We start from the raw sequence: 22,542 nt of genomic DNA, 5'->3' as shown, positions 1-22,542 counted from the left end.
GCAAAACTTCTATTTTTGTTATGGGTAATTTATGTCATCGTGATATTTAAAGCTTAAACTTGCCCCACAGTTCCTTTGGATCTTGCTTGAATGTCTATGATTTCGTCACAACAAGCCGAACTCAAGTCTGAAATTACGGCAATGCCTAGCTGGTTACGTCGCCCTATTGCCAAAGCTAGTGAAATCTCTACCGTACAACGCATTATTAAGCAGCGCCAGATTCACACGATTTGCGAAGAAGGGCGCTGTCCCAATCGGGGAGAGTGCTATGCCCAAAAAACTGCAACTTTCTTACTAATGGGGCCTACCTGCACACGCTCTTGTGCTTTCTGTCAAGTAGATAAAGGTCATGCACCAATGCCTCTTGATTTAGAGGAACCCCAAAAGGTAGCACAGGCGGTGCAGCTTTTAGGATTGCGTTATGTCGTGCTGACTTCTGTAGCCCGTGATGACTTGCCCGATCAGGGTGCAGGGCACTTTGTAGAGACGATCGCGACTATCCGCCAATTGAACCCAGAGACTCAAATTGAAGTGCTGACCCCAGATTTTTGGGGTGGTGCTGGTGTGGGGGAATCAGGTCAACGCCAGCGGATAGCGATGATTGTGAAAGCCAAACCAGCTTGTTTTAATCACAATATTGAGACAGTACGACGCTTAACTGGGCCAGTGCGTCGGGGAGCCAAGTACGATCGCTCGCTTTTAGTTCTGGCTATGGTCAAAGAAATCGATCCGACAATTCCCACTAAATCAGGTTTGATGCTAGGACACGGGGAAACACTTGATGAAGTCGTTGAAGCAATGGCCGATTTAAGGGCTGTAGAGTGCGATCGCTTGACTATCGGGCAGTATATGCGTCCTTCTTTAGAACATCTGCCAGTTCAAAAATATTGGACTCCAGAGGAATTCGAGCAACTTGGCATATTAGCATGGGAAATGGGATTCAATCATGTTCGTTCCGGGCCTCTGGTTCGCAGTTCCTATCATGCTGGAGAGGAGGGAGTAGGAAGTGGGGAGTGAAGAAGGGAATAGGGTACAGGTTACAGGGTGCAGATTATTCCCTATCACCTGTCACGGCAAGTCTTTCACGCCACTGAGTCTGAAGAAAGGGTTACAGGGTGCAGATTATTCACTATCACCTGTCACCTCTCACCTCTCCCCTAATCCCAATCCCCAATTCCCAACTTCACACAAATATTCTTAAAGAATTTGGGTATTTGGTACGCCAGTTTGGTATTTCTTAAAAAGTCATGACATAAGGAGAATCGCATTATGACCGCTAAAACAACGAAGAATTCCGCAGTTGCCGACAGTGGAGCTAAACCTCCCTACGCTTATCGCACAGGCTGGGCATTGTTCTTGTTGGCTATCAATTTCCTGGTAGCAGCCTGGTATTTCCACATTATTGAATAATTAGAAGTGGAATGGTGCTGATCAAATCGTCCCTTTGAATAAACCTTTGGGACGAATGAGCAGCACCAAAATCATGATCAACAGTGCTACACCTTGTTTATACTGTGAACCCAGCCAAGGGGTGCTAATTTCCTGGACAATGCCAATGATAAAAGCTGCTGCGATCGCACCGTAGGGATTGCCAATGCCACCAAGTATTACTGAGGCAAATAATGGTAAAATTAAAAACCATCCCATATTCGGGCGCACGGCTGTAATTAACCCATACATACTGCCGCCCAATGACGTAAGAGTGCCCGCAATTAGCCAAGTCCAGAAAATTACTCGGTCAACATTGATACCTGAAACCCTAGCTAAATCCAGATCGTCGGCAACTGCTCGCATTGCCTTGCCAATTTTGGTATTTTGCAGCAGGTAATGCAACGCCAAAATTGCTAGCACCGCCAACCCCAATACCAATAATTGATTTTGCGGCACTTTTAAACCCAAAATATCTAAAGCCGGAGTAACAGGTAAATTATAGTTTTGGTTCTTGCCACCCCAGATAAAAATAATCCCATTGCGAAGAAATAAGGCAAGTCCGATAGAAATAATAATCAGCGTAGTGGAAGTAGCACGGATAGAGCGCATCTTTGACCACAACAACTTTTCCGATAACAGCATTGCTGCTACTGTTCCCGCCGCCGCCAAAATCATTGACAGCCAAATATTAACTCCAATAGTGTTTATCAGCCAAGTCAGATAGGCTCCTAAGGTGAGAAAATCACCATGAGCAAAGTTAGATAATCGTAAAATTCCGTATGTAAGAGTCAGTCCGACTGCCGCTAGAGCAATAATGCTCCCCACCGCAATCCCATTAACGATTAGTTGGGCGAATTGTGTATCCATAAGTCTTAAGTTGCTTTTAAAAAATTTTAGGTCAGTGGCTCATAAAATATTTTTTTTTGGTCTAGCTGCTAAACTCGACATCATAAGCTATGGTTTATAACAACATAAGTTATGGTTTATAAATAAAAAAGAATTGTCGGCTAATATACATAGAATCCTATTGGGATTTTTATGTGAAGCTAAACTTGTTCAGCGGTCTAGTTGACCATGCAGCAGTATTCAAGCTTATCAGACCAGAACTCACAGATAGATGCAACGCCAAAACTTTTGAGAACAATTGAGCAACTTCGCGCACAGCTGTGGCTGGAGAGCAGCTTGAACAAGTTGCAAAGTCGCCTTAATGATTGCCTGCTTTCTGCTTGTAACACTGTCCCACAGACAGGAGCCGCACAAGCGGAAATTCTCCAAACTGTGGTTAACGAAATTAACAGTGCTGTTAACAGCAGTAATCTGGTGCTTGCAGATTGTGCCGTAGGCATTGCTCTGTTTCAACCACAAGAAACTGTGGCCACAGTTTGCTATATTTCTCGTTCTCCATCCCCAAACTCACAACCTTTATTTCTAGAAGTGCTGACAGCAGAAAAAAAGCTGCTGTTGAGATTGCAAGAGGTCATAAAACTCGAAGATTTGCAACAGCTTGAGAATCAACAACCACCTAGCGCTTGGCGGTTGGCTGATGATTCTGGCAGCGTTATGGGTTGGCTAATTATCGCCGCAACGCCCCTAAGCTCTGATCGTGAGTCGCTCATGAAATCACAAGCTCAACTCAGATCACAATTGATGGCAAGGTCTGCCAAGTACTGTACTACAGCTTTGGTACAACTTAGACACATCCTATCTTGGGAGCAACGGTATCAACAGTTAAGTAACTCTAATCAAGAATTGGAGCGCACCAATCAACTCAAAAATCAGTTTTTGGCAAATACCAGTCACGAAATTCGCACACCACTTAGTTCCATTATTGGGTTTACCCACCTGCTTTTAGCTCCAGGGTACGAACCAACTAGAGAACGCCAGCAAGAGTATTTAAATATCATTCAGTCTAGCGGCAAGCACCTGCTAGCTCTGATTAATGATATTTTGGATCTCTCTAAAATTGAAGCAAATCAGCTGGAAGTGCAGTGGGAAACAGTAGATGTGCCAGTGCTGTGTAGCAATGTTTTGGCACTGGTGAAAGAGAAAGCCGCTAATAAGGGTTTGAAACTGTGCCTAGAACTTGAACCTGATATTACAACCCTAGTAGCTGACCCCTTACGACTCAAGCAAATGCTGTTGAATTTACTCTTCAACGCCCTAAAGTTTACTAGTAAAGGAAGTGTTGGTTTACAGGTTGCTTCCAAAGGCGTATCTGTGCATTTTACAGTTTGGGATACTGGCAGTGGCATTTCCCAAGAAGACCAAGTTCAACTGTTTCAACCCTATTTCCAAATTGCTAAGGCTGTAGCTGATGGCGTTGAAGGTACTGGTTTGGGTTTAGCAGTGACTCGGAAACTTGCCCAAATTCACGGTGGTTCGGTGAAAGTTGAATCTGAGGTAGATCGCGGCTCCCGTTTTACCCTTGTACTTCCCCTTAAGCAAGAAGTGGGAGTTGGAGGAGATGAAGAAGCAGGGGAAGATGAGGGAGCAGGGGAAGCAAAATTTTCCTCATTTCCTGTGCCTTTCACCCCTAGTTCTTCTGTAGAAATTTTGCTGGTAGAAAATGACTTACCCAACGCTGATTTGATGCAAATTTATCTACGTAAATTGGGATATCAAGTGACTTGGGTTAAGAATGCTGCCGAGATGTGGGAAACTCTAACTGAGTTAGAGCCGGTGCTGATTTTAATGGATGTTTATCTAGCAGATGGAAATGGTCTTAACTTGGTGCAACAACTGCGAGAACATCCACAATATCGGACGATTCCGGTAATTGTTCAAACAGCAATGGCAATGAAAGGCGATCGCGAAACTTGTCTAGCCGCTGGTGTAAATGACTATATTTCTAAACCAATTGATTTACCACTTTTAGCCCGTCTGGTGGCTAAGTACAGTCAAGCACCAACGTTGGTTGATGGGGAGCAGAGGAGCAGGGAAGCAGAGGAGCAGGGGAGCAGAGGAGCAGAGGGGAAGTTACAGTAAGTCTTTCCTCTCTGGGTCTTATGCCCAAAGCGCCATAACTAATGACTACAATATAAATGATTGGGTGCTATCGGGTTTTGGCAGGATTGGGAAATGATGCTGACAGAAAAATTTGAGCAATTAAGAGCCTTATTTAGAGAAATGGAGCAGGCGTTGATTGCCTACTCTGGAGGCGTTGACAGTACTTTGGTTGCCAAAATTGCTTATGATGTGTTGGGCGATCGCGCTTTGGCTGTCACTGCTGTTTCTCCTTCGCTATTACCAGAAGAGTTGGAAGACGCGAAAATTCAAGCTGCAACTATTGGGATTCCTCATAAAATCGTCCAGACTCACGAGATGGAAAATCCCAATTACACCTCTAACCCGGTTAATCGCTGTTATTTTTGCAAAAGTGAGTTGCACGACACTCTCAAACCTTTAGCTTTAGAGTTGGGTTATCCCTATGTAGTCGATGGGGTAAATGCTGATGATTTGCATGATTATCGCCCAGGAATTCAGGCGGCTAAGGAAAGAGGGGCGCGATCGCCTTTAGCAGAAGTGGGTGTCAGCAAAGTTGAAGTTCGCCAACTTTCGCAACAACTTGGTTTATCTTGGTGGGATAAACCTGCTCAACCTTGCCTCAGTTCTCGGTTTCCTTACGGTGAAGAGATTACTGTAACTAAGTTGCAACGAGTCGGTAGAGGAGAAATTTATCTGCGAAAGCTAGGTTGGCAGAATTTGCGTGTGCGATCGGAAGGAGATACAGCACGCATTGAATTACCACCAGAACAAATTAAAGAGTTTGTGTTGACTAATGATTTACAAACATTAGTTTCTGCATTCCAAGATTTTGGATTTATCTATGTAACCTTAGATTTGGAAGGTTATCGTAGCGGTAAGTTGAATCAGGTTTTGAATCGCGAAGCCTTGGGCGTTAAAGCATAAGATTTTGAATTTATTTACCTTCTAGAGAAACTAGAAAGCAACCGTTAATCCTCCAGATATTATCGGGCTGTTTTTCCATAAAATATAAAGCCCTCAAGGGAATTCCATCAGGAGAAAGTAGTAGCACTGGTTGAGTTATGTTTCCCTGGATGGTTGTTACCTTTTCAAAAAAAACAGAACGAGGACGGTATACTGCCGGGTAGCTTGTCTTTACCATCTGCATAAAATTTTCTGGGTTTCTGAATTGTGCCTGAATTGTTGGACTAGCGAAGGCAAAAGCACCTTGGGCATCATCCTTTTTAAAGGCTGCCAATTGGTGTTCAATTACAGAACGGATGTTGATGGTATCGCTATCAGGAACTTCCATAAATTTAAAATCGCGCAGGCGCAGCCCGTCGTAGACATCGCTCCAAATGTCGGCCAAGCGATCGCTCAATTCTCATGCTGAGTGAGCTTGTATTCTATCTGCTGTAGTGCTGTTCGCCACACATCATATCCTTCTTGAGACAAGTGCAATCCATCTGTAGTCAACTCTGGGCGCAAATTGCCCTCCATATCCGTAAACCAGCTATAAATATTTAGATAATTAGCGCCTTCTTGTTTAGCAATCAGGGTTAGTTGTGTGTTGATGTTACGAATGCGGCTATTGGAAAGTTTTGGTAGGCGAGTCGGCAAAATTGATTGGACAATGATTTGACTTTGGGGGTGAGTCTGTCGTAAACGACGGACAATCCGGCGATAATTACGCAAAATCGTTTCATCGCTATCGCCTTTTCGTAAGTCGTTAATCCCAGCCATAATGTAAATTACATTTGGCCGTGTTGCCGAAAATGCTCCCAATCTTTTTAAAACACCACTGGAAGTATCTCCAGATATGCCTTGATTGAGCCACAATTTACCAGCAGGTAGCTTTTCTCTAGGAAACCACATGCTTAAAGAATCGCCAATTAAGATACTTAGATGATTGGTACCTTGACCTTGAGCGATCGCTCTCGCTTCTAAAGCTAATAAACTTTTCCAGTCGTCATAAGTTAGTTGACGTTTCTTAATCGACTCCCACAATGATTGCAAATTATCACTATTTACGCGTGTATAAATCTGACCTGTTTTCAGAGCCGCCAATCTTTGGTAGTAAAGTTGATTGCCAGATGTCAATAAGAGGCTAGTTGCTTGGGTGCTGGGGTTGATTAATGACTCTGTTGCGGCTGGTAATCCCTGACTGCTGAATTCTGGTACGCTAGGGACGTTTTTCTCACTTACTGTTGGCTGCGAACTTTTTAGGGGTTGGAACGCTTGGCCGCTGAGTTCTGGTAAGGAGAGATCAACGCTGGGGATAATTTTTGTACTGACTATTGCCTGCGAACCCTGTTTTAAATCCCACAGAAATTTAGAACTTTCGGGCAGGACAATTGACAGATGTGGAAGAGCCGATGCTGGTATTGCTAGTCCTGTTAACAAGCCTGCTGCCAACAGATAAGGGTCCCTCATCGTTTTCTCTCTCCTCTACTCACTGCTTTTCCCTATGACAGCATTAGTTGTCTGTATTCAGGAAAATTTTACTTCGGTTAAGTTATTATTCTTATTTACACTGTATAGTTCTGTAAAGCGTGTTCACGAGATTATATTTGACAATTTACGATCTCTTTAAAGTACGGTTTTCTCGGTGGTATAGAAGTCTTGTTTGTAAGAATCTTTCTACTGAAAGCATTGTTTTTAGCAACTGACAACTTTCCATAACTCAGTTGTCACAAATATTGTAAGTGTTTGCAAACTTGGCGATTAGTGAGCAATTTTTGAGTATCTCAGGACAGAGGCTTTTGCTTTTGATATTGGTAATATAGGAAATAACCATTTTATTTCATGTTTCTAGATTTCAGTAAATTGGTAGCGATCGCATGAGAGTTTGCTAGACCGAGAGGCGATGTCTGACCACAAGCGGTTTCTCTACGATATGCTCCACGTAGCTTGCTTCTTTGTAAAAGTACGCGTCTACACTTTTTAATTTCTCATATTAAATTGAGCGGTGCAAATGCATCAGTTATCAAATATGGGATTAGTCAGATTAAAGATTCGAGAACTAGCAAAAGACAAAGGATGGACACTAAAAGAAGTTTCTGACCGTTCTGGGGTAATTTACAGCACAGTTAGAATATATGCGCGTCGTCCTGGAATGATGACAGTTGACTTTACTGCTATCCACAAATTAGCTCGCACCTTTGATGTGACGATTGAAAATTTCGTGGAAATTCTGGAGGAATAGGCAAAAGTTAAACCGTTGAGAAATTGATATCATACGATGATGTGTCCTGAGTGAGCAAGCATCAAGTTTACCATACTGAGAAGTTTAGAACTCACTATAGGAATCCGCTTTGATTTCTGAACTAATTTGCGTAGGCAGGCAATAGGGAATAGGCAACAGGCAACAGTCAAGAAGGCTTCTCAGTTGTCTTGTAGGATGTTTTTGCAGAGGGTAACGCACCATTTCAAGCTTGTAGTACCGTACTCTCGGCAATACATAATATACGTGTATTTCAAGAATAAAATACTAGTCCTATATACGTAATTTAAAAATTTATGTTTACTCATTGAAGTATGAGTTGAAACACATTTAAATTAAGTTTTACCTCTAGAGAATAACCTCATTGAAAGTGCTAAGATTTAGGCTGAATCATTAGTGTTTTGCTTTTATTACGTGGCTAGAGCTAGTACAGCGATTGGTGTCAGTCCCATTATTAAAGAGATTGTGCAAAAACAGGCACATTCGACACGTTTGACCCTAAAAGAAGTTATTCTCATGGGAATGTTAGCTATTGACAAACTAGATGATCAAGGTCGTCAAGAGCTAGCGGATCAAGTTCATCAAATGCAGGTAAATGGAGAAATCTAAGTGAGTAATTATGAGTTACGAGTTATAAGTTAGAAATTTTAACTTCTTGCTCCTGACTCTTCACTTAATTTCGTTATTCGCTAAATCGATAACGACTTCCCATTACATAATTCTCATTAATTTCAAAAGATATCCATCGGCGTTGCAGAGTTTCAGCAACAAAGCCGGTTGTATTAGAACCTGCAAATGGATCTAATACCCTATCACCTTCATCAGTTAAGAATTTGATGAAGAACTCGGCGAACCCTTGAGGAAAACGTGCTGGATGGGGTCTAATTTCTGCTGTTTTGCAGCGTCGTAAATAAACGCTATTAGATTCAGTATTAGGAATTTCTAGTAAATTCGGCGGAATTGCACCCTGGTTATCCTTTTGGAATTTATCAGAAATATCATGTCCGCTAGGACGTATTTTTGCCTTATAACCATTTTTGAGTAATTGTTTCATACTTTGGCTATAAGGCTTTAAAACTTTTCTGTTATCTGCTTTAGGATGCGGGGTTTTAGACAACCACCAAACTGTATTGACTGAATCTTTAACGCGAATTCGTCTGATTGTCACCCACTCAGCAGGGGTTGGCAGTCGAGCCGGATTATAGTGGTAAAATTCTTGAGCAAGAAAGAAACCTACTTCTTTGCATAACCTCACTAAAAGTTCGTATTGGTAGATACTCCTCACGGGATTACCAGGTAGGTAAGCGCCGCCTAAATCTAGTACGAATGAGCCATTCTCTGTGAGTACTCTTTTAAATTCATAGGCGAAAGGTAGGAACCACTCAATATATTTTTCAGCGGTTTCGTTACCGTATTCTTTTTTGCGGGTGAGTGCGAATGGAGGTGATGTGATAATTAAATTAATACTATTATCATCAATGAATTGAATAAGTTTAAGGCTATCACCTAAATATGCTGCTCCGTTCTGCTGGGTATAAAAGGGATTAAAAATTATTTCTTTTGGTGGCGTTATTGGTTCTTCTTGCAAGATTTATAAAATTATCTCGTTTTTTCTAGTTATAACTTGTTTTGGTATTATTCAAGGATTTAATTTTAACAGTTATTTTTTTGACGCAGAGGAGTATATTAACTTTGTATCTCTGTGGATGAAAATATACTCCTAAAATAAGTAAGACTGAAACACTACCACTTTTTGTATGGTAAAAATTTACCAGACATAATGATTTTAACGCGATCGCCTTTGGGGTCTTCTTCTTTTTCTATATCTAAGGTAAAGTCAATGGCACTCATAATCCCGTCACCAAACTTTTCTTGAATTACTTCCTTAATGGGGAAACCATAAACTTGCATAATCTCGTAGAAACGATAAATCAATGGGTCAATTGGTACAACTGGGCCTAATCCTTTTATAGGATATTCAGTCAATTCTTTAATATAACTATTATCTAACCCCAATGCTTCAACTAGTAACTTAGCTTCTTCCTCGGAAGCACTAGCTTGCCGATAGAATAAAGCAGCAATCCATACTTCATCACGTCCGATAACTTTTTCCAAATCGGCAAAGCTTAGTTTTTTTTCTTGTTTCGCGGCTAATAGCTTTTGAGTAATTTCGGGAAGGGACATTTGATAACTCCTAGGGTAATAACTCCTAGGGTAAATGATATGGTTTTTTACAACAAGTTTATTCAAAAGTTAGCTGTATTTTTAGTTTCCTATAAAAGCTATCATTGCGAACGCCAGCACTCGACAATCTTTTATGAGTTCTATCTCCTAAACTGGGCATCTTGCCCGCTCAATAAAAAAATCCCCCACCTTGCGGCAGGGGATTTTTATTACTTATCTACAAAACTAGCAGCCGAATTAACCGAACTTACCAGCAGTAGAAGCAATCAAGAATGCGGCGTAAGTTACGACGTAGCCAACAGTGAAGTGAGCTAGACCAACTACACGAGCTTGAACAATAGATAGAGCAACGGGCTTGTCTTTCCAGCGAACTAGGTTAGCTAGAGGAGTGCGTTCGTGTGCCCAAACAAGGGTTTCAATCAACTCTTGCCAGTAACCTCTCCAGGAGATTAAGAACATGAAGCCAGTAGCCCAAACTAGGTGTCCAAACAAGAACATCCAAGCCCAGACAGACAGGTTATTCACGCCGTAGGGGTTGTAACCGTTAATCAACTGAGCAGAGTTAGCCCAGAGGTAATCGCGGAACCAGCCCATGAGATATGTAGAGTTCTCATTGAACTGAGCTACGTTGCCTTGCCAAATACCTAGATGTTTCCAATGCCAGTAGAAGGTCAACCAACCAATGGTGTTGAGCATCCAGAATGTAGCGAGGTAGAAGGAATCCCATGCTGAGATGTCGCAAGTACCGCCACGACCGGGGCCGTCGCAAGGGAAGGCATAGCCGAAGTCCTTTTTATCGGGCATCAGCTTAGAACCACGGGCATCCAAAGCACCTTTGACCAAGATCAAGGTGGTGGTGTGCAGACCTAGAGCGATCGCATGGTGAACCAAGAAGTCGCCAGGGCCAATTGTCAAGAACAGGGAGTTAGTACCAGCATTGATGGCATCTAACCAACCTGGAAGCCAAACGTTAGCGTAGTTAGGCCATGCTGTGTAAGCAATACTATCGGGGTTAGATAGCAAAGCATCTAAACCGTACAGTACTTTACCATTAGCAGCTTGGACGAATTGAGCAAATACTGGCTCAATCAAGATTTGCTTTTCAGGAGTGCCGAAAGCAACTACTACGTCATTGTGTACGTACAAACCAAGGGTGTGGAAGCCCAAGAAAAGGGATACCCAGCTGAGGTGGGAAATAATCGCTTCTTTGTGCTTCAATACGCGGTCAAGTACGTTGCCTTTATTTTGTTCTGGATCGTAGTCACGTACCCAGAAGATTGCTCCGTGAGCAAAAGCACCAAGCATCAGGAATCCAGCAATATACTGGTGATGCGTGTACAACGCTGCCTGAGTTGTGTAGTCCTTCGCAATAAATGCGTAGGAAGGCATGGAGTACATGTGCTGCGCTACCAGGGAAGTAACAACACCTAGCGCTGCTAAGTGCCATCCCAATTGGAAGTGCAGGGAGTTGTTGTAGGTGTCGTAGATACCTTGGTGAGGTAGGTTGAACGGGCCTTCAACAGGAATACCAAAGAAACTCTTGGCATTTAATGCTTCTTTGAGACTGTGACCAATCCCAAAGTTTGTCCGGTACATGTGACCAGCAACGATGAATAAAACTGCGATCGCTAGGTGGTGATGAGCGATGTCAGTCAGCCACAAAGCTTCTGTCTGGGGATGGAAACCACCCAAGAAACTCAGAATTGCAGTTCCTGCACCTTGCGATGTCCCGAAGATATGTCCAGGAGTGTCAGGGTTTTGAGAGTAAACACCCCAGTTGCCTGTAAAGAATGGTGTCAAACCGGCTGGATGGGGTGGGGTATTCAGGAAGTTATCCCAACCTACGTGCTGACCGCGAGCTTCGGGGACAGCAACGTGAATTAAGTGACCAGCCCAAGCCAATGAACTAACACCAAACAAACCTGCTAAGTGGTGGTTTAGGCGATGTTCAGCGCTCTTAAACCATGCCAAGCTAGGACGGTACTTGGGTTGCAAGTGCAGCCAACCAGCAAACAGTAATACAGCAGCGAATAATAGCAAGAACACTGAACCGTTGTACAGTTCGCCGTTATTCCGCATACCGATGGTATACCACCAATGGTAGAGACCAGAGTAGGTAATGTTTACCGGATTGCTAGCGCCCGCTTGGGTAAAAGCTTCGATCGCTGGTTTACCAAAGTGGGGGTCCCAAATCGCATGGGCGATGGGACGGATGTGAAGGGGATCTTTAATCCACTGTTCAAAGTTACCTTGCCAGGCCACGTGGAACAGGAGGCTGGATGCCCACAGGAAGATGATTGCCAAGTGACCGAAGTGAGTTGCGAAAATCTTTTGGTAAAGATTTTCTTCCGTCATGCCATCATGGGTTTCAAAATCGTTGCCTGTAGCGATCGCATACCATATCCGACGAGTCGTCGGGTCCTGTGCGAGATCCTGGCTAAATTTCGGAAATTTTGTCGCCATAGGTTTAATAAATCCTCTGACCTTTAGCCATCAAATACCAGTTCAATTTTGGATTCTAGATTTTGGATTTTGGATTGAATCTAAAATCTAAAATCCAAAATCCAAAATTTTGCTGATTGCTACCCTACTGAAAGGATGTGTGCATGGAAGAATGCCCAGGTTGTGGCAATTCCTCCCAAGAGGTAGTGAGCTACCCCTACAGCCCGACCCTGAATAATGCTCAGAGCGCGAGGCTGAATTGCTGGTGCTACCTTCAGTTTGTTATGCGCCCAAACAATGGACTCAATCAGTTCTTGCCAGTAGCCGCGACCACTGAACAGGAACATCAAGCTGAATGCCCAGACAAAGTGAGCGCCTAAGAAGAGTAGACCATAGGCAGATAGCGCGCTGCCATAGGAATTGATGACTTGTGTAGCTTGTGCCCACAAGAAGTCTCGTAACCAACCGTTGATGGTAATGGCGCTTTGGGCGAAGTTACCACCAGTGATGTGAGTTACTGTCCCATCTGCATCTACGGTTCCCCAAACATCTGATTGCATCTTCCAACTGAAGTGGAAAATTACAATAGACAGGGAGTTGTACATCCAGAAAAGTCCGAGGAATACGTGATCCCAACCAGAGACTTGACAGGTACCGCCACGACCAGGGCCGTCGCAAGGGAAGCGGAAGCCCAAGTTTGCTTTGTCTGGAATCAGACGAGAGCTACGGGCGTACAGTACACCTTTGAGCAGAATTAGGACGGTGACGTGAATGGTGAAAGCGTGAATGTGGTGAATTAGGAAGTCCGCTGTGCCCAAAACAATGGGTGCAGCTGCCACTTTACCGCCAACAGCCAAGACACCGCCGCCAAAGACATAGCTAACTGGTTCTAGGGCATTAGGTGCAGTTGTACCAGGAGCCAAGGCGTGGATACCTTGTATCCACTGGGCAAATACTGGCTGCAATTGAATCCCTGTATCAGAGAACAAGTCTTGAGGACGACCCAATGCACGCATTGTGTCGTTGTGGATGTAAAGTCCAAAGCTATGGAAGCCAAGGAAAATACACACCCAGTTCAGGTGAGAAATAATCGCGTCACGATGACGAATCACCCGATCCAGCAAGTTGTTTTGATTCACAACTGGATCGTAATCCCGCACCATGAAGATCGCAGCGTGAGCCGCTCCACCAACAATCAAGAAGCCACCAATCCAAATATGGTGAGTGAATATGCACAACTGTGTAGCGTAATCAGTTGCCAAATATGGATAGGGGGGCATCGCGTACATGTGATGCGCGATGATGATGGTCAGCGAACCCAAGAAGGCTAGGTTAGTAGCCAACTGAGCGTGCCAAGATGTGGTCAGGTTTTCGTAGAGACCTTTGTGACCTTCGCCGGTGAAAGGGCCTTTGTGGTTTTCGAGGATCTCTTTAATGCTGTGACCAATACCCCAGTTGGTACGGTACTGATGTCCAGCAACGATAAAGAGAACTGCGATCGCTAAATGGTGATGAGCAATGTCAGTCATCCACAAGCCACCTGTTACCGGGTTCAGACCGCCCTTGAAGGTCAGGATGTCAGCATACTGACCCCAGTTCAAGGTGAAGAAAGGTGCTAAACCAGCAGCAAAGCTGGGATACAACTCGGTCAACAAGTCTTTGTTCAAGATGAACTCGTGGGGCAAGGGGATGTCTTTGAGAGCAACACCTGCATCCAAAAGCTTGTTGGTCGGATTGGACACGTGGATTAAGTGACCTGCCCATCCCAAGGAACCACAACCTAGCAGTACTTGCAAGTGGTGATTCAGCATCGACTCCACATTCTGGAACCATTCCAGTTTGGGAGCGCGTTTGTGGTAGTGGAACCAGCCGGCAAATAGGAACAAGCCTGCTAATACCAATCCACCGATCGCTGTGCAGTAAAGCTGGAAGGAGTTTGTAATCCCCCAGCCACGCCATACTTGGAACAAACCGGAGGTGATTTGAATACCGTGGAAACCACCGCCAACATCACCGTTTAAAATGTCTTGCCCGACAATGGGCCAAACAACTTGGGCACTTGGTTTAACGTTCAATGGGTCGCTTAACCAAGCTTCGTAGTTAGAAAACTTCGCGCCGTGGAAAATCATCCCGCTCAACCAAACCATCACTACGGCTAAGTGGCCGAAGTGGGCTGAGAATATCTTGCGGGATATGTCTTCTAAATCGCTTGTATGTGTATCAAAATCATGGGCGAGTGCGTGCAGGTTCCAAATCCATGTGGTGGTTTTGGGACCTCTGGCTAAGGATCTGTCAAAATGTCCAGGTTTTGCCCATGCCTCAAATGAGGTTGGAACTGGGTCATTATCAACGATTACTCTTGCCTTTTTTTCCTCTCGCTCCGGAGGACTTATTGTCATTTGACCTCCTCTCTTGATAAGGAATGAGGAATCATGAATACCACAAAGTGAACCATTACCGGATACTCAGAATTTTACTGAAGCCGCGATGAAGACCCTATGTGGAGAGTTGTTTCTCGTTGAATTATAGAGTCTTCACCTGCACTTTGTTGGAGATATTTTAACAATAATTCAAACTTGGTGGAATATTGCTGGAATTCCCGCCTTATCTGCCTTTTAACGTCAAACTATTTGTCTAAAAGTCAATAGATTAACCATTTTAATTTACAAAGAATAACAATTGGTAAGTTTTATGGTTTTGCTGTATGTGTTGGGCGTTCCAGCTTTTACTACTATTACTCATGAACATTTGTGTCATCTTTCCATTGTTGTAAGTAAAAAGCTGTAAAAAGTATGACTTATTTTAAAATCTACTGAAATAGACACAGGAAAACTTAGGCGATGTGAGGTGGATTTCACCTTTTGGGCTATAGTTCCAGATGGACAGTTTGAGCGAAAATAATCTGTCAATTGTCGAAGACTATCACTGGGTGCAACGCATGAACTCGTGGCAGAAAAGGGTGTTAGAGAAGCTCGTCCCTGAGAGGTTCCCGATTCTTAGGTGGATAATGACATTGTTGCTGGTATTAAGCTTGACCAGTTGCGGCGAGAAAGTCGCTAGCCAGGAAGTATATAATAGCTATAGAGAAAACTCTCCACAGATTTCTCAAATTTCAAAGCAATTTTCGGAAGTTTCCCCACCATCTGTTATTCAAGAACTGCGGACAATTTTGGAAGTTTATCAGCCACAAGTGACAATTGTTACTCCAAAATCTGATGAAGTTTTTCAAGATGATAAAATTACAGCCAGTTTTCAAGTTAGGGATCTACCAATATTTAAAGACCCACAATTACAATTGGGGCCACATTTACACGTAATTCTGGATAATCAACCTTATATACCTGTTTACGACCTGAATCAGCCTTTGGTTTTGCCTGACTTGTCTCCAGGTACTCATACCCTGCGCGTCTTTGCTTCTCGTCCTTGGCATGAAAGCTTTAAGAATGAAGGTGCTTATGCCCAAACAACATTTCACGTCTTTACCAAAACCGACGACAACAACCCAGATCCCAAGTTACCTTTGCTAACTTATAGCCGTCCTCAAAGCAGCTATGGGGCAGAGCCAATATTACTGGACTTTTATCTAACTAACGCTCCCCTACATCTGATTGAGAAGGAAAACGCTAACGACGGATTTAGTGATTGGCGTATCCGCGTCACAATTAATGGTGAAAGTTTTATTTTCGATCGCTGGCAAGCTGTTTATCTTAAAGGTTTCCAAACTGGTAAAAACTGGATAAAGCTGGAATTTCTCGATAATCAGGGAAATCCTCTCAAAAATGCCTTTAATACCACAGTCCGGTTGATTGACTACCAGCCAAAGGGTAAAGACACTTTATCAAAAATCGTGAGAGGAGAACTCACAGCAGATGAGGTTCGGGGCATTGTAGATCCGAATTATAAACTTGTACCTAAACCCACACCTACCCCTTCTGTTGAAAAAACACCCCAAATACAACCGAAGCTAGAAAAACAGCCCATTCCTGAAACTGAAGTTCCCAAAGAATCTAAAACACAGCCAGAACAACCAGAATTGGAAGTTCCAACGGCTGTACCATCTCCCACCTTATCCCCGACACCATCAGAAATCATTGAGTCTCCGATATCAGAACCACAGCCAGAGGTAACGCCGACTCCTGAATCAACGCCGTTACCTGAAAAAGTTATCCCTCAACCAACAAAACCTAGATTTGGCGGATTTTTTAACCGTGGGGCTGGTAAAGTTCCCACACCACAAACAACAGTTGCACCATCTCCTAGTTTGCCACCCACGCTGCCAGAGATTATCGAGTCTCCAGTACCAGAAATAATTACGCCAACACCAGAACCACAGCCAGAGGTAACGCCGACTCCTGAATCTACACCGTTGCCCGAAAAAGTTGCGCCTCAGCCAAAAAAATCTAGATTTGGGGGATTTTTCAACCGTCAAACCGGCAAGACACCAACTCCACAAGTAACAGTTGCGCCATCTCCCAGTTTGCCACCCACGCTGCCAGAGATTATCGAGTCTCCAGCACCAGAACCACAACCAGAGGTCATGCCGACTCCTGAATCAACGCCGTTACCTAAAATAAGCGCTCCCGAAACAGAAAAACCAGAGTTAACCAAAAATACTCAACTGTAACTCTTGCGCTAAAGCCTCAACAAATGCGATCGCACTTACAGGATTTCCGATATCATCCAACCCAGGACTGTAGCAAGCGATCGCTCCCTCACCTGGTACTATTGCTACAAGTCCACCACCAATCCCTGATTTCATCGGTAAACCAATCTTGACTGCAAACTCGGCAGAAGCTTCGTACAGTCCACAATTTAACATCACAGCATTGACAATTTGGCGGTTTTGTGATTCTAAAAAGTTATTTTCACAAGCTAGAAGTTTTCCCAACAAGGCTAAATCTTCAACTCGCCCAGATATGCAGCATATTTGCTCGTAGGTATCAAGTGCTGTTTCAATATTTTCTAGATGTCCAGCTTCGGCAAGATGATTTGCGATCGCTTCATTAGCTGTTGAGCGGGTTAATCGCACCGAAGCCAGCATCACCTCATCTAAACTTAGTTGGCAACCTGCTAATTGGTTGAGCCATTGACAAAATAAGAGAGTGCGTTGGCTAGCGTCCTTTCCTGGTAACTTATCAGCGAGAGTGATTGCCCCACTATTAATCATAGGGTTGCGAGGGTGGCCGCGATCGCTAACTAATTGTTCTAAAGAATTGAAGGGTGCATCCGATGGTTCCACCCCAACCCACTTAAAAACCGTTTCTGCTCCAAAATGTTCCAGCAGATAAAGGAGAGAAAATGTTTTAATCACGCTCATTAGCGGGAAAATACAAGTTATATCCCCAAAACTGATATTTTTACCCGATTTAAGACAGATATGAACTGCAAACCAAGCAGGATCGGCTTTAGCTAATTGCGGAATGCGATCGATAACTTTTCCGTGTTCAGCTTTCGTTTTTGCTTGTTGTACCCAAGCTGACAACTCTATAGTAGTTAGTCTGTCAAGTCTTTTCAAAAGTGATGTCCATTAAAACCATTTCTAGTTTATGCGGATACTGAAAGTTAGAAACTGGTAGTCCAATCCCCAGTCCCTTTTTCTAAGCAAATCTGTTCAACCAATCCTGATGAATGTATTTAACAACGCTATCTTCTGTGTTTGAGCCAATTTCTAATGTTGCATAACGTTTGAGTTTGGCATCTGCGTTAGCAACTGCAATGGCATGATTAGCAATTTTGAACATTTTGATGTCATTAATTTGATCACCAAAGACTATAATCTCACTTTCCTGTAATCCATAATTTTCTACCAGAGTCCGAATGGCTTGAGCTTTCGTGGCTTTGCGGTCATGAATTGTTAACCAATACCAACCTGGAGAGTATTGGTTTTCCATCAAGTGTGTCTCTACATTAGTTTTATGTCTTTCAATAATCGCGCCTTGAAGTTCGAGTAATTCCTGTGCGTGACCAATCACTGTTAGACAAACAATTTGATCGCTAAAAGAATGTGTCAAATCTTCAATTGCTCTCAATCTTCGGTCTTTGCTAGTTAGGCGATCGTTAATATGCCAACGCATTCCATCGTTCATTACATCTTTATAGTAAACACAATCTTCCATGCCATTAAAACTAGATACAAAGGGAACACAGCCAAACTCCAGGATAAGTTTGTAGATACTTTCAACTACAGAAGGACAAATAGAATTTATGATTTCATGTCTACCAGAATCCAAATCAGAAATAAAAGCACCATTAAATTCAATAATCGGGAGACGAAGATTCAAATCTTTCAGAATGATTTGCATAGAAACAACGCTACGCGCACTAGCTACAGTAAACTGGAGTCCTTGATGCAAGAGTTCAGAAAGTATTTTCTTGCTGAACGAAGAAAGAATTGCATTATCTCCAAGCAATGTTCCATCTAAATCTGAAACATAAAAAGTGTTCATAAACTTTCACTGACTCTGTTTGAGAGGATAATTATACTTCAAGTTACGACAAATCGATAGACTTACTGTAATATAAAGTGCTCAAGTTTGATTATTTGCAGACTTTAGTTTAAGTAATTTAAGGCTTTGTCTACCTTTTATTGTGTATAAAGGCAGTAAAATCTGCATAAAAACCACTCTGAATTTAAAGTTTAAGTGATGAGTTGACTTTATCAAAGGATACTTTATGATTCCCCGTGTTAGAGCGCCAGAATTGCCACAAAATTACTCTTGGCTAAATACCGATAAGCCTTTGTCTCTTAAACAATTCAAAGGTAGAGTCGTAATTTTAGATTTTTGGACATACTGCTGCATTAATTGTCTACATATTCTGCCAAACCTGAAATATTTAGAACAAAAATATAAAGATAGCCTTACCATTGTCGGCGTTCACTCCGCCAAATTTGAAAATGAAAAAGAAACAGAAAATATCCGTCAAGCTATTCTGCGCTACGACATTGAACATCCAGTTGTAGTTGACAGAGATTTTCGGATTTGGCAAGAGTATGCTGTGCGTGCTTGGCCTACGTTAATAATTATTGATCCAGAAGGTTACGTGATTGGCCAGATTTCTGGTGAAGGAAACCGTGATACTTTAGACGAGTTGATTCAAAAGTTAATTCAGCAACACCAAAACAAAGGCACAATTAATTTTCAAGAAATCAGCTTGACTTTAGAAAAACAGCGCCAACCATTAATCACACCCCTAGCTTTTCCTGGTAAAGTTCTAGCTACTCAAGCAGGTTTATTCATCGCTGACTCTGGACATCACCGCCTGATTATGAGTAGCTTTGATGGAGAAATTTTACAATTAATTGGGACTGGAAAATCTGGCTTAACCGATGGTACTTTTAATGAAGTGCAGTTTTTTGCACCGCAAGGAATGGCTTATGATGCCGAGAATCAGATTCTTTACGTTGCTGATACAGAAAATCATGCACTGCGGCGAGTTGATTTAAAGCACCAAGTAGTTGAAACTATTGCAGGAATTGGTGAACAAAGCCGCAATATTCATCCTCATGGCGGTGCTGGTTTAGAAACCGCGCTGAATTCCCCTTGGGATTTAGTGAAAGTGGGAAATACCTTATTTATTGCAATGGCTGGGCCGCATCAAATTTGGGAAATGGATTTAGAAACTGGCATTATCAAAACTTATGCTGGTACTGGTGCAGAAGCGTGTATTGATGGTTCACTTACCGAATCTGCTTTTGCTCAACCTAGTGGTATTACTAATAATGGGCAAGAATTATATATTGCTGACAGTGAAGTTAGTTCAATTCGCGGTGTGAGAATTGTCAAACCGTTTCAAGTGCGAACTGTTTGCGGTAGTGGGGGTTTATTTGACTTTGGAGATATAGATGGACAAGGTGAAGATGTGCGTTTACAACACTGTTTAGGAGTTGAATTTGCTCAGAATTTTCTGTGGGTAGCAGATACCTATAATCACAAAATTAAATTAGTTAGTCCCAGTGGTAATTGTCAAACAGTTTTGGGAGATGGTTCTGCGGGTTTACAAGATGGTCAAGGTAAAAATAGCCGCTTTTTTGAACCTTCAGGATTGAGTGTTATGGATTCATATCTATATATTGCTGATACCAATAACCATTCTATCCGTCGCGTAGATTTGAATAATTTTGAGGTGACAACCCTACAGTTTCTTGGATTGTGTGCGCCAGATGTTTGTATTCCGCCGAATTTATAAAATTATCATCTTACCCAAAAGCGTAAAGAAAAACTTTGTATTTGGGTGTCTGGGTATGAAATTTTAAAAAATAATGTTGTTGAGCGATTATCTTTAGCAGCTTGAATATCAGTATTATCACTGCATTGATGGTAATAATTGCGGATTAGAATAGTTTGTTAGTTTAAATTATCATGCAGACACTTTCTAATTTACATTAATTACTAGGATTAATATGAGCAATATCTGCCAACTCTTAGATTTTGGTACTGATGTTTTGTTATTTAATAAAGATACATATATAGTTAGCAGATTTAAAGAATTGATATTTGAAAATTTTAACCAGAAATTTCGTACACAATTAAGGGAGCATCATAGTGATTTCTCTGTTTCAGGAATTTTTAACCGATTGTGCATAAACGAAGTCAATTTTAAAATTCAAGATGTCACATGGCAATCTTCTAGCGAAGGCATCAACTGTAAAGTTTTCAGAGTTGGTTCTACAAACTGGCAAGCAGGGAAACTCAGAATAAAAGTATCTACAGAAATCATTTCTCCATTCATGTACAAGCAAGATGCCAAACTGAACATTACTGTAGCGTTAGAATTTTATCCTGATAATTCTAATGAACCTGAATCACCTTTAGATGATATTCGTAAAATGATTCAATCAACATGAGTACTATCTTCCACATCGCCAAACGGCAAAAATGGGAATAAACAAAAATAATCGGCAGCGATCGTACTGATTAACTTAATTATAAGAGACAATTTATAAAGTAAGTCTTAAAGGTTGTGTTAAGGCTCTAGCAGCTAGGCGTGAAATTTTTAAGAATAATATTGTAGAGCGATCGCTTGTATGCAATTAGTGATTTTTGATATTGATGGTACACTGACAAACACCTACAAAGTTGATGAAGATTGTTTTAAACGTGCTTTTGCATTAGAATTTGGAATTTTTGGTGTACATACAAATTGGTCTGAATACTCATACACCACAGATTCGGGAATTACCCAAGAAATTTTCAAAGAAAAATTAAAACGTCTTCCTTCAGATGAAGAGTTAGTCAGAATCAAAGCGCGTTTTGTTAGTCTACTCCAGGAAGCGTATATTAATAACCAAGATTTATTCAGCGGAATACCTGGTTCTGCAAATGTATTAGCTAAATTACAGTTATACCCTGATTGGTGTGTTGCAATCGCAACTGGTGGTTGGCGTGAGTCTGCTAAACTAAAACTTCAAAAAGCCAACTTAGAAATAGAAGGCATTCCGTTAGCCTCAGCTAATGATGCACTTTCGCGAGAAGATATTATTAAAACAGCTATTATCAAAGCAGAGAATCTTTATCAAGTTGAAAAATTCCAGAAAGTTGTTTTTGTCGGTGATGGTGTTTGGGATGTAAAAGCTGCCTATCGGTTGAATATTGCTTTTATTGGCATAGGTGATAAGAAATTAACAAATGTAGGCGCTACAAAAGTAATTAAAGACTTTACCAAGTTAGAAGATTTCCTGAAAATATTACAATCCGCAGAAATTCCTAGATTTTTATGAACACTATTATTCACATTACCAAACGCCACCAATGGGAACAAGCAAAAAATCTCGGTACATATCGCGCTGATTCTTTAGACAGTGAAGGTTTTATACATTGTTCAAAATCAACGCAAATACTCAAAGTTGCCAAGAGATTTTTTGATAATCAGAAAGATTTGCTACTACTTTTTATTGATTCTGAGAAAGTACAAGCTGAAATTCGCTATGAACCTGCTGAAATAGGTGAATTATTTCCTCATATTTATGGTGAATTAAATATTGATGCTGTGTATCAGGTGATTGATTTTGAAACTGGGGAAGATGGTTTATTTGAGTTGCCGCAAGAAGTTATAGATTTAGAATCACGTAGACACTTTGACTTGCCGTAGTCTACCACAGAGGCGTAAAGGAGGAGAGACGCATTTTCGCTAGAGTGTTTGCTACATCCAATTCGGGAAAATTCCCTTTTCGCTGATATCAAATTTGAGTAAAAATGAAATTATTTAACAACTAATACCAATTTAATGTGAAGTTGCACATATCTTGCTCCCCCTAACCCCCCTTTATAAGGGGGGTTAGGGCAGGGTGGTTTCATACA

The 22,542-nt window shown here is 42.0% G+C and carries 20 protein-coding genes; 11 read left to right on the top strand and 9 right to left on the bottom strand.

Annotated elements, in window-relative coordinates:
* Window positions 1-96 precede the first annotated feature (96 nt).
* Window positions 97-1,017 carry a lipoyl synthase gene (gene lipA / locus A4S05_RS12060; RefSeq protein ID WP_069070069.1) on the top strand — a complete coding sequence of 307 codons (921 nt, stop codon included), beginning with the start codon at window positions 97-99 and terminating at the stop codon, window positions 1,015-1,017.
* A 252-nt stretch (window positions 1,018-1,269) separates the two neighbouring features.
* Complete coding sequence (locus A4S05_RS12055) at window positions 1,270-1,410, top strand: photosystem I protein PsaX (RefSeq protein WP_069070068.1); 141 nt, start codon at window positions 1,270-1,272, stop codon at window positions 1,408-1,410.
* 21 nt (window positions 1,411-1,431) lie between these two features.
* On the opposite strand, the gene A4S05_RS12050 is transcribed toward A4S05_RS12055, so the two are convergent.
* Window positions 1,432-2,298, bottom strand: a complete 867-nt coding sequence (locus tag A4S05_RS12050) for a branched-chain amino acid ABC transporter permease (RefSeq protein ID WP_069070067.1) — start codon at window positions 2,296-2,298, stop codon at window positions 1,432-1,434.
* A gap of 207 nt (window positions 2,299-2,505) precedes the next feature.
* Between A4S05_RS12050 and hrmK the strand changes: the two genes are divergently transcribed.
* Window positions 2,506-4,416, top strand: coding sequence for a hybrid histidine kinase/response regulator HrmK (gene hrmK / locus A4S05_RS12045; RefSeq protein WP_069070066.1), 1,911 nt, complete (start codon window positions 2,506-2,508; stop codon window positions 4,414-4,416).
* 96 nt (window positions 4,417-4,512) lie between these two features.
* Window positions 4,513-5,340 carry an ATP-dependent sacrificial sulfur transferase LarE gene (gene larE / locus A4S05_RS12040; protein ID WP_176726989.1) on the top strand — a complete coding sequence of 276 codons (828 nt, stop codon included), beginning with the start codon at window positions 4,513-4,515 and terminating at the stop codon, window positions 5,338-5,340.
* A 10-nt stretch (window positions 5,341-5,350) separates the two neighbouring features.
* Here larE and A4S05_RS12035 read toward each other — a convergent pair whose 3' ends face one another.
* Together A4S05_RS12035 and A4S05_RS12030 are read right to left on the bottom strand one after the other, a co-directional pair.
* Window positions 5,351-5,707, bottom strand: coding sequence for a DUF4864 domain-containing protein (locus A4S05_RS12035; RefSeq protein WP_069070145.1), 357 nt, complete (start codon window positions 5,705-5,707; stop codon window positions 5,351-5,353).
* Window positions 5,708-5,772: 65 nt separating this feature from the next.
* Entirely contained in the window at window positions 5,773-6,828 is a 1,056-nt protein-coding gene (locus A4S05_RS12030) for an SGNH/GDSL hydrolase family protein (RefSeq protein ID WP_069070064.1), read from the bottom strand.
* 559 nt (window positions 6,829-7,387) lie between these two features.
* On the opposite strand from A4S05_RS12030, the gene A4S05_RS12025 reads away from it, so the two are divergent.
* On the top strand, window positions 7,388-7,600 hold the full coding sequence (locus A4S05_RS12025) for a helix-turn-helix domain-containing protein (RefSeq protein ID WP_069070063.1): 213 nt from the start codon (window positions 7,388-7,390) through the stop codon (window positions 7,598-7,600).
* A gap of 432 nt (window positions 7,601-8,032) precedes the next feature.
* Window positions 8,033-8,227 carry a hypothetical protein gene (locus A4S05_RS12020; RefSeq protein WP_073640193.1) on the top strand — a complete coding sequence of 65 codons (195 nt, stop codon included), beginning with the start codon at window positions 8,033-8,035 and terminating at the stop codon, window positions 8,225-8,227.
* Between the two features lie 73 nt (window positions 8,228-8,300).
* Here the strand turns inward: A4S05_RS12020 and A4S05_RS12015 are convergent, their stop codons facing one another.
* The 4 genes from A4S05_RS12015 to psaA form a co-directional block, all read right to left on the bottom strand.
* Complete coding sequence (locus A4S05_RS12015; RefSeq protein WP_069070061.1) at window positions 8,301-9,206, bottom strand: DNA-methyltransferase; 906 nt, start codon at window positions 9,204-9,206, stop codon at window positions 8,301-8,303.
* Between the two features lie 155 nt (window positions 9,207-9,361).
* Window positions 9,362-9,802, bottom strand: coding sequence for a cyanase (cynS, locus tag A4S05_RS12010; RefSeq protein ID WP_069070060.1), 441 nt, complete (start codon window positions 9,800-9,802; stop codon window positions 9,362-9,364).
* Window positions 9,803-10,039: 237 nt separating this feature from the next.
* Complete coding sequence (psaB, locus tag A4S05_RS12005; RefSeq protein ID WP_069070059.1) at window positions 10,040-12,265, bottom strand: photosystem I core protein PsaB; 2,226 nt, start codon at window positions 12,263-12,265, stop codon at window positions 10,040-10,042.
* 119 nt (window positions 12,266-12,384) lie between these two features.
* A complete protein-coding gene (gene psaA, locus A4S05_RS12000) occupies window positions 12,385-14,643 on the bottom strand; it encodes a photosystem I core protein PsaA (protein WP_069070058.1) in 2,259 nt (752 codons plus the stop codon).
* Window positions 14,644-15,182: 539 nt separating this feature from the next.
* Between psaA and A4S05_RS11995 the strand changes: the two genes are divergently transcribed.
* Window positions 15,183-16,868 carry a hypothetical protein gene (locus tag A4S05_RS11995; protein WP_069070144.1) on the top strand — a complete coding sequence of 562 codons (1,686 nt, stop codon included), beginning with the start codon at window positions 15,183-15,185 and terminating at the stop codon, window positions 16,866-16,868.
* On the opposite strand, the gene glsA is transcribed toward A4S05_RS11995, so the two are convergent.
* Window positions 16,845-17,759: a glutaminase A gene (glsA, locus tag A4S05_RS11990; protein ID WP_069070057.1), complete on the bottom strand. Its 915-nt coding sequence runs from the start codon at window positions 17,757-17,759 to the stop codon at window positions 16,845-16,847. The genes A4S05_RS11995 and glsA overlap by 24 nt on opposite strands.
* Window positions 17,760-17,841: 82 nt before the next feature.
* On the bottom strand, window positions 17,842-18,690 hold the full coding sequence (locus A4S05_RS11985) for an HAD hydrolase family protein (RefSeq protein ID WP_069070056.1): 849 nt from the start codon (window positions 18,688-18,690) through the stop codon (window positions 17,842-17,844).
* A gap of 226 nt (window positions 18,691-18,916) precedes the next feature.
* Between A4S05_RS11985 and A4S05_RS11980 the strand changes: the two genes are divergently transcribed.
* From A4S05_RS11980 to A4S05_RS11965, 4 genes are all read left to right on the top strand, one after another.
* The gene (locus tag A4S05_RS11980; protein ID WP_069070055.1) at window positions 18,917-20,431 is read left to right on the top strand and encodes a thioredoxin-like domain-containing protein; all 1,515 of its coding nucleotides are present in this window, start codon (window positions 18,917-18,919) and stop codon (window positions 20,429-20,431) included.
* 214 nt (window positions 20,432-20,645) lie between these two features.
* Window positions 20,646-21,089, top strand: coding sequence for a KGK domain-containing protein (locus A4S05_RS11975; protein ID WP_069070054.1), 444 nt, complete (start codon window positions 20,646-20,648; stop codon window positions 21,087-21,089).
* Between the two features lie 180 nt (window positions 21,090-21,269).
* A complete protein-coding gene (locus tag A4S05_RS11970; protein ID WP_069070053.1) occupies window positions 21,270-21,962 on the top strand; it encodes an HAD family hydrolase in 693 nt (230 codons plus the stop codon).
* Window positions 21,959-22,333 (top strand): DUF952 domain-containing protein, encoded by a 375-nt coding sequence (locus A4S05_RS11965; RefSeq protein ID WP_069070052.1) that lies wholly within the window; start codon window positions 21,959-21,961, stop codon window positions 22,331-22,333. The genes A4S05_RS11970 and A4S05_RS11965 overlap by 4 nt, the downstream gene beginning before the upstream one ends.
* The last annotated feature ends 209 nt before the right edge of the window (window positions 22,334-22,542 follow it).

This window comes from Nostoc sp. KVJ20 (assembly GCF_001712795.1).
Classification (GTDB): domain Bacteria; phylum Cyanobacteriota; class Cyanobacteriia; order Cyanobacteriales; family Nostocaceae; genus Nostoc.
This window is presented reverse-complemented; position numbering and strand designations above follow the sequence as displayed.